Annotated in this window: 3 protein-coding genes; 2 read left to right on the top strand and 1 reads right to left on the bottom strand. The window is 49.1% G+C overall.

What is annotated here, in order from left to right:
* Window positions 1-354 precede the first annotated feature (354 nt).
* A complete protein-coding gene (locus B3W37_RS04235) occupies window positions 355-1,287 on the top strand; it encodes a cytidylate kinase family protein (protein ID WP_483174876.1) in 933 nt (310 codons plus the stop codon).
* Window positions 1,288-1,290: 3 nt separating this feature from the next.
* Window positions 1,291-1,836 (top strand): hypoxanthine phosphoribosyltransferase, encoded by a 546-nt coding sequence (gene hpt / locus B3W37_RS04230; protein ID WP_483174873.1) that lies wholly within the window; start codon window positions 1,291-1,293, stop codon window positions 1,834-1,836.
* Window positions 1,837-1,869: 33 nt separating this feature from the next.
* Here hpt and B3W37_RS04225 read toward each other — a convergent pair whose 3' ends face one another.
* Window positions 1,870-3,063: a molybdopterin-guanine dinucleotide biosynthesis protein MobB gene (locus B3W37_RS04225; RefSeq protein WP_483174872.1), complete on the bottom strand. Its 1,194-nt coding sequence runs from the start codon at window positions 3,061-3,063 to the stop codon at window positions 1,870-1,872.
* Window positions 3,064-3,423 lie beyond the last annotated feature (360 nt).

Below are 3,423 nucleotides of genomic sequence, written 5' to 3'. Positions count from 1 at the left end.
ATTCCTCACTATAAATATTTATTTAATAAAATCTTAACAAAATCATAACATTAGTATAGATATAAGTATGTAACAGGCTATGGTTTAAAGGAAGCAGGAGGAGATTAAACAATATGAAAAGTCTCAGGACTTAGCAGGAAAGGCAAGCAAAAAAAGCGTAATAATAGGTTGATGGGTGAAATGGAATAATGGCCTCATCAGGGCCTTTAAGGATACGTAAATAACCGAAACCGTTTGCAGCACTTCCCTCTGCCGGGATCCATGCAAACACCCCGGTTAGCCCCGCATACTGTTTAATGGTATAATACAGGATAATTCAGGGGCATGCGGAGGCCCGACGATCAGCAGCGAGAGGTGACTGGTTTGCTTATCACCATATCCCGACAGACTGGGAGCCTGGGCGAAGAAATTACACGACAGCTGGCAAAGAATCTGAATTTACCGGTGATCACACGAGACTCCATATTAAATCAATGGTTTGCCGAAGTGGCCGGCAAGCATGAACTGCATATGCTCACAGAAAGCCCCGCATTTTTTCTGACCCCTTCATCACTGGGCATCAGTTTCGCCGCAATCCTGGAAAACAAACTCAAAGATTATGTATCCCAACAGTCCGCCATCATCGTCGGTTTGGGGGCGCAGATCATATTTGCCCCAGATCCCTCGGCACTTCATGTTAAAATCATCGCCCCCCCGGAGGTTCGCATCAACAGGGTTATGCAGACCCATAGCCTGGATAAAAAGGATGCGGAGAGATTTCTGGAGCTCACCGACCGCAAGCACCGGCGCTATATTTCCACGATTTATAAACAGGATTGGTCTGACCCGGCATTGTATCACCTGACCCTTAATACCGGTTTATTAAGCGTCGATGAGGCTGTCGCCCTGTTGCGGTATGCGGCCCAGAACCGGTCCGGCTTATCTCCCGCCGAACCTGAAGCGGTCACTGACCATAACCGGAAGCCAGTGGTTTTCAAACATCCCTCCGAAGAGGAGTTCGCCACCATCCTGGATATGCACGGCATCGAATGGCAGTACGAACCGCGCACCTTTCCCATCAAGTGGGATGCCGAGGGCAATATCACCCTGGCCTTTTCCCCCGATTTCTATCTGCCCCGGTTTGATACCTATATCGAGCTCACCACTATGGATCAGAAATACGTCTCGGAAAAAAAGAAGAAGGTGCAGTTGTTAAAGAAGCTGTATCCGGGCACTAATATCAACATAGTATTTAAAAACGACTTCTATAGCCTGGCCAGAAGATTCGGCCTACGGGAGGAATCGTAAATAATGACTTCATCAGGTATCGGCAAAATCATTTTTTCTCAGGAGCAAATCCAAAAACGAGTCGCTGAGGTAGGCAGTGAGATCACCCGTGATTATAAGGAGCGGGATCTGGTGATCGTGAGCGTGCTCAAAGGCTCTCTCTACTTTGTAGCTGACTTAACCCGCAGCATCGACCTGCCTTTAGAAGTTGATTTCCTTTCCATCGGCCTGTCCCCGGAAGCCGCCCCCAAGGCCGGGGCAGTACGCTTCACCAAAGATCTGGACATCGATATTAAGGGGCGGGACGTCTTGCTGGCAGAAGATGTGATCGGCACCGGCCTCACCCTGGGCTACATCTGCCAGCACCTGGAAGCCGCCCGGCCCGCCAGTTTAAAAATCTGCACCCTTCTGGACAATCCCGCCGAACGGCTCCTGACCATCAACATCGACTACCGCTGTTTTGTGATGCCAGACACCTTCCTGATCGGATACGGCCTGGATTACCATGAGAAATACCGCAACCTTCCTTATATAGCCGAGTTTGTACGGGACAGAACCGGCAAACCCTAAATTCGGCTTCACCTTTTTGTCAATATGGAAGAATCACCTCAGCAGTTCACCTGGGTTTAGATCAGTACTCTCCCCGTATATATTGCGGCCCTGGCGACGAATTAGCAGTTCAGCGTTTTCGCGTTCGATTTCCTTCTGTAGGAAAGCACGATCCAAAGAGGTACATTCATCGATTAACTTCAGCCAATAAGATGCCAGGGTTCTCTTTCGAGGGGTGAATGGAGGGTCGTAGTACAGCAGAAAGACATAGAAGCGGGCCAAGTCCGATTCTATCCGTCCCGGGCAGCATTCCTCGAAATCAAGGCCGTAGACTTGATGTGAATCATAGTGGTACAGAAAATTGCGCAGGTGGACGTCACCGAGGATGTATTGCCGCCCGGTTTTATTCAGGGTCAGGGCATAAAAATCCTGCATCCAGCCGAATACCTTGTCGAAAATCTCCCTGGCCTGATTCAGACTGGCATCCTCGACAAGCTCCACTATCGGCACCGCTTCGACGAAGCGGTAGATGTTGGTTAAGGCCAACGGGTTGACTGCCAGGCGCTGCGGGACAGGCAAAGCGGCATCTTCCAGGAGATTGCCTATCTGAGTTTCCACCTCAAAACGCTCCGCATCGCTGAAATGTTTGATAACCACATCCCCGAAACGGTAGACATGATTCTTTTTGCTGGGCAGTCGCTCCACTCCTCTCTGTCGCTTCAGAGCCAGTGCCGTTCTGTTGGCGGCCAAATACTGATACCAGTCATTCACCGACCGCCCAATAATGTCAGCCAGGCGGGAGGTCTCGTTGATAGCATTGACTACCGGAAGCCCCCGGTAGTCTTTGAGGCGATTGGAAATTTGCCCGCATATGGCGAAAATTCCAGGACGCATACGTTCTTCGATTTCGGCTTCATGGTGGGCGGTGATTATCCCCGGTCCGAAAAAGTCGTACGCTCCTTCCAGAATGACGAAATCATGGTCATAGCAGGTCAATATCCGCTCCAGGGGAAGACGGACCGGAAACATCACATCGGTTTCATGTATGCCCCGGGCGGTCACCAACTGCGAACCTGCCATCTTGTGGCGGTAGGTATTGGTCCCCTCTTTATCGATGGCAAAGCCCTCAAAGTGGATGTCCTTAACCGACCCCACCGTATAGCCCCTTCGCCTGAATTCAGGGATAAGGGCCTCTATCGTCTTGGTCTTGCCTGATTTGGAAGTTCCGATGACGGAAAACACTTTCATCTTTAAATCCTCCTGTATGTCAAGGCCTCTGCATATATGCAAACAGAATGGCAGCGCTAAGTAGGACGGTACAGATCATGACCGCATAATCCCATGCAGTCAGGCTACGGCGGCGAAAGCTTGTATTAACCAGAAAATTATCATTCCCTTTCGGCTATTTAATTCCGTTTCTGTTGAATAACCTGATGAATCCTGACTAGTAGTTCGCAGTACTTTTTCCCAAAGAGCCATCCTCTTTTTTTAGAAAAGGGATCCGCTTACCAAGCAAATTTACTGTCCATTGTAAGATAGAATAATAGAAAAATAAGCGGCACTATAATGATCGCTATTATATCTATGGAAGATAAACTCTGGGAATGC

It is taken from the genome of Syntrophomonas sp. UBA5494 (assembly GCF_002426325.1).
The sequence above is the reverse complement of the archived record's forward strand: the minus strand, read 5'-3'. Positions and strand labels throughout refer to the sequence as shown.

Bases quoted from the DNA above. Each gene is read 5' to 3' on its own strand.
- hpt (WP_483174873.1), top strand. From the start codon at position 1,291: ATGACTTCATCAGGTATCGGCAAAATCATTTTTTCTCAGGAGCAAATC.
- B3W37_RS04225 (WP_483174872.1), bottom strand. From the start codon at position 3,063: ATGAAAGTGTTTTCCGTCATCGGAACTTCCAAATCAGGCAAGACCAAG.